General features: G+C 53.0%; 4 protein-coding genes. 3 read left to right on the forward strand and 1 reads right to left on the reverse strand.

Annotated elements, in window-relative coordinates:
- Positions 1 to 911: metallophosphoesterase (locus tag B3Z49_RS11880; protein ID WP_296991049.1), on the reverse strand; the 911-nt coding region annotated here is incomplete at its 3' end.
- 622 nt (positions 912 to 1,533) lie between these two features.
- On the opposite strand from B3Z49_RS11880, the gene B3Z49_RS11885 reads away from it, so the two are divergent.
- The 3 genes from B3Z49_RS11885 to B3Z49_RS11895 all read left to right on the forward strand — a co-directional run.
- Positions 1,534 to 2,529, forward strand: a complete 996-nt coding sequence (locus tag B3Z49_RS11885; protein WP_008890749.1) for a BMP family lipoprotein — start codon at positions 1,534 to 1,536, stop codon at positions 2,527 to 2,529.
- A gap of 43 nt (positions 2,530 to 2,572) precedes the next feature.
- Positions 2,573 to 4,156, forward strand: a complete 1,584-nt coding sequence (locus B3Z49_RS11890; RefSeq protein ID WP_414716255.1) for an ABC transporter ATP-binding protein — start codon at positions 2,573 to 2,575, stop codon at positions 4,154 to 4,156.
- The coding region (locus tag B3Z49_RS11895) for an ABC transporter permease (protein ID WP_296991051.1) at positions 4,153 to 4,986 on the forward strand (834 nt) is incomplete at its 3' end. The genes B3Z49_RS11890 and B3Z49_RS11895, both read left to right, overlap by 4 nt.

Below are 4,986 nucleotides of genomic sequence, written 5' to 3' on the forward strand. Positions count from 1 at the left end.
GCAATCGGATCACCCGACCATGCGGTTGCCACACCGGCGTCATCAAATGTGACGTTCAGGTCGCCAAGATAACGGCTGTAGGCATACGCCTGGACGATCAGAACAGGTTTGCCATCGGCACCATTTTTTACGACCGGGTAGGGATGGGATGCCTTGTCATCACTGTTGGAAAACAGAAGATGGTCATGACCGCCGACAATCACGTCAACACCAGTGACATCGCTGACATACTCAAAATCGGCGTATGAGCCCGAATGGCTGAGAGCGACAATTTTGTTGATGCCCTGGGCAGTCAAGCGATCGACTGAGCTTTGCAGTGATTGCGCAAGGTCGTTGAACTTGACGTTCGGACCCGCACTTGAAATGTCGGCCGTTTCCGGTGTTGTCAGCCCGACGATACCAATGCGTTCACCGCCAACTGTGATGATGGTTTCAGGTTTGATCAGTTCGTTAAGACCATCCGTGGTGGCTTCGATGTTGGCCGACAGAATAGGGGTAAGGCTTTTCTTGATGAAGCTTGCCAGGACGTCCGGGCCATCATCAAATTCATGGTTGCCAACCGCCATTGCATCATAATCAACAAGGTTCATCAGCTCAGCCGTCAGCGAACCCTTGTAGGTCGAGTAATAAAGGGACCCTTGGAACTGATCGCCTGCATCGACAACCAGAACGTTGCCGCCTTCGGCACGGGCGTCACGAATGGCCGTGGCAAGACGGCCATAACCGCCAAAGCATTTGCCTTCGGCATCGTCCTCTGCACTGCAGGTATTATTGTATTTTGTGACCGATTCAACGCGGTCATGAACGTCATTGGTATGGATCAGACGCAAATCATAATCGGCCAACGCGCTTCCGGCACCAAGGCTCAGCATGGTGCAGGCCGACAGCAGCCCTGCAATTGTTCTTTTCATTCCTGTTCTCCAACAATAATCCACTCTTCCTGTCCCGATCGGGAGGGAAAGTATGAAAACGCAAATCGGTGGGTCGGAAAATCTTTGCCCCACGGAATGCTAGCACCAAACTTTCGTGAACGGTATGTCCGGTTGTTGACGGTGTGGTTAAAATTACACATCGGTTGTGGTCGTAAATCCGCGCCGGTTCATTTGTGTCGGGAAGAATCGGAAACGCACCAATTTCAATCATTCGAGGTTCAATGGTGCCGATTTGGTGCCATTTAAGCGTATCGACAAAGATAAATTCACGTGCAGAAAAGGTTGGTTCAGGTTTGAGCCCGACCGGCCCGAAACTAAGGGAAACCCCGCAGATATGCGATTTGAAGTTCCGGTTGTAGTGCATTGGTGCTGACCAAGTGGACAGGTCTGTGCAACGTGTTGCGTGCTCAGCTATTTACAGGGCACTATATTTTGTAGTTACCATGAGCATTCGCAGCATGCCAAACCGCGCTGCATTGGTCCTTGACCAACGCCGCTTTGCTTATGTTGCGAGACATGTGTTTTCGATGAGGGAGTTCCGCCAAACAAGATGGGCATTGGCGGAAAGATAATCAGAATTCAAACAAAGAAGGGCATCGGAATGAAAAAGCTTCTGACCTCGGTGGTCGCGGCTGTTGCTTGCTATGCAGGCGTTGCTTCGGCTGCAGAAATCAATCCGGCTGTGGTTTACGATCTTGGTGGTCGTTTTGACCGCTCATTCAACCAGGCGGCATACACGGGTGCCGAGAAGTACAAGGAAGACACCGGTACTGAGTATCGTGACTTCGAAATCCAGAACGATTCACAGCGCGAGCAGGCAATGCGCAACTTTGCGCGCCGCGGCATGAATCCGATTGTTGCGATTGGTTTTTCCCAGGCTTCTGCACTTGAAAAAGTCGCTAAAGAATTCCCTGAAACCAAATTCACCATTGTTGACATGGTTGTAGACCTGCCGAACGTTCAGTCGGTAGTTTTCAAGGAACATGAAGGTTCGTTCCTTGTCGGTGTTCTTGCGGCTATGGCATCTGAAACCGGCAAAGTCGGTTTCGTTGGTGGTATGGACATTCCGCTGATCCGCAAATTCGCCTGCGGTTACGCACAGGGCGTAAAATATTCGAACGGTGACGCCGAAGTCTTCCAGAACATGACCGGCACCACCGGTGCGGCCTGGAACGATCCGGTAAAGGGTGGTGAACTTGCGAAATCGCAGTTCGACCGTGGTGCTGATGTTGTTTACCATGCTGCAGGTGGTACTGGCGTTGGTGTGCTTCAGGCTGCTGCAGATGCCGGTAAACTCGGCATTGGTGTGGACTCCAACCAGAACGGCCTGCATCCGGGTTCGGTTCTGACCTCTATGCTGAAACGCGTTGACGTTGCTGTTTACGAAGCGTTCGAGGCTGCTGCCAACGATACCTGGGAGCCGGGCCTGACCATTCTGGGTCTTGCAGAGGGCGGCGTTGATTGGGCACTTGATGAAAACAACGAAAGCCTGATCACCGACGAGATGAAAGCAGCCGTTGCCGAGGCCAAGGAAGCAATCATTTCCGGTAACCTTGAAGTACACGATTACATGAGCGATAGCGCCTGCCCAATGTAAGGCAGACGTCAAAGCAAATCGGGGATTTGTCGTGTCGGATACGATGCATCAAATGCACGGCGCTGGGGAAACCGGTGCCGTGCAACCCGCTATTGAACTGCGCGGTATAGACAAGCGGTTCGGTGCGGTACATGCCAATAAAGAAATCGACCTTAAGGTCGACAAAGGAACTATCCACGGAATCGTGGGCGAAAATGGGGCTGGTAAATCGACCCTGATGAGTATTCTGTATGGCTTTTATCAGGCCGATGCAGGAACCATTCACGTCGATGGCAAGCTCTGTGAAATCAACGGATCAGAAGACGCGATCGCGGTCGGGATCGGGATGGTTCACCAGCATTTCATGTTGGTTGAGACGTTCTCGGTGCTTGAAAACGTTATTCTTGGCGTCGAAGGCGGTGCTGTTCTGCGCAACGGTGTGGAAAAGGCACGCGAAGAACTCAAACGTCTTGAACGCGAATATTCGCTCAATATTGATCCGGACGCCACGGTGGGTGATCTTTCAGTCGGGCTCCAGCAACGTGTGGAAATCCTGAAGGCGCTCTATCGCGGGGCGGAAATTCTTATTCTGGATGAGCCGACCGGTGTTCTGACACCCCAAGAAGCTGATCACCTTTTCAGAATTCTTGATACCCTCAAGGAACAGGGCAAGACGGTTGTTCTGATTACCCACAAACTGCGCGAGATCATGGCTGCAACGGACAATGTTTCCGTCATGCGCCAGGGCGCAATGGTGGCGCATCGCAAGACAGCCGAAACCAGCCCGGAAGAACTATCGGAATTAATGGTCGGCCGTAAGGTATTGCTACGCCTTGAAAAAGGTGAAGCCAAACCGGCTGCAACCGTGCTTAAAGTCGATAATCTTTGTGTTGATAATGCGCAGGGCGTGCGCAAGGTCAAAAATGCGACCTTTACCGTGCGCGCAGGCGAAATTGTCGGCATTGCCGGGGTTTCTGGCAACGGGCAGAGTGAGCTACTTGAAGCGCTTGGTGGGATCAGATCTGCCAGCGAAGGGACCGTTGAGCTAAACGGTCAGGATGTAACGCCCGGCAAAGGGGTCGATGCCGCGGAGCTTCGTCGTCGCGGTGTCGCGCATGTGCCCGAGGATCGCCATCGCATGGCAATGGTCACGGCCTTTTCAGCCAAAGAGGCGGCCATTCTTGGCTATGAAGATGATCCTGCCTATCAAAAGGGCGGGCTTCTGGATTGGGATGCGATTTCAGCTGCCACGGCCAATATGATGTCGGAATTTGACGTTCGTCCGGACAATCCGGATTTGAAAGCTGCCAATTTCTCGGGCGGTAACCAGCAAAAGCTTGTTCTGGCGCGTGAAATCATGCGTGATCCGGAATTGCTTCTGGTGGGTCAGCCGACCCGTGGTGTCGATATCGGTGCCATTGAATTCATTCATAAACGTATTGTCGCCATGCGGGATGCAGGCAAAGCCGTCCTTCTGGTGTCAGTGGAGCTTGACGAGATTATGTCGCTTGCCGACCGCATTCTGGTGATGTGCGATGGTGCCATCATTGGTGAAGTTGCCGCGTCTGAGGCCAACGAACGCGTGCTTGGTTTGATGATGGCGGGCGTTGACCCAAATGAAGCCAAGGCAGCGGAGGGGCAGGTATGAGCAAGACTGTCGAACTGCCGCGCTGGATTGATGTTGGCGCCTTGCCTTTGCTGAACCTGTTGTTGGCCCTTGTTGTATCCGGGCTTGTGGTTTTGGCGATTGGTGAAAACCCGGTTCAGGTGGTTGAAATCCTGCTTTATGGCGCGTTTGGCTATGAAGAGGCATGGGGTTATACGCTTTATTACACCACAAACTTCATCTTTACCGGTCTTGCCTTTGCCGTCGCGTTCCATTGCGGGCTGTTTAACATCGGCGCCGAAGGGCAGGCCTATATCGGTGGCCTTGGTGTGACGTTGGCAGCCCTTTATCTCGATTTCCTGCCATTTCCGATCATGCTGGTTGTGGCGATGTTGGCGGCGATGATTTTTGGCGCGGCGTGGGCGTATATCCCGGCCTACTTGCAGGCGCGGCGCGGATCGCACGTCGTTATTACGACGATCATGTTCAACTTCATCGCCTCATCGCTGATGGTGTATCTGCTGGTCAATGTGCTTCGTCCGGAAGGCTCGATGACGCCCGAAAGCGAACAGATCGCCGAACATTTGCGATTGCCATTCATTCATGACATTGCAGGCGCGCTGGGCATTGATATGGCGTCAAGCCCGCTGAACCTGTCATTTGTCTATGCCATCGTCATCAGCGTCATGGTCTGGCTGTTTATCTGGCACACCCGTTGGGGCTATGCCATCCGGACAGTCGGTGCCAATGCGGTGGCGGCAACCTATGCCGGGCTTGAACCCGGGCGTTTTATTATCATCGCGATGATGATCTCAGGTGCGCTGTCATCCTTCGTGGCGCTAAACGAAGTCATGGGTGTTCAGCACCGCCTG

Origin of the sequence: Thalassospira sp. UBA1131, assembly GCF_002311515.1 — a bacterium.
GTDB lineage: Bacteria > Pseudomonadota > Alphaproteobacteria > Rhodospirillales > Thalassospiraceae > Thalassospira.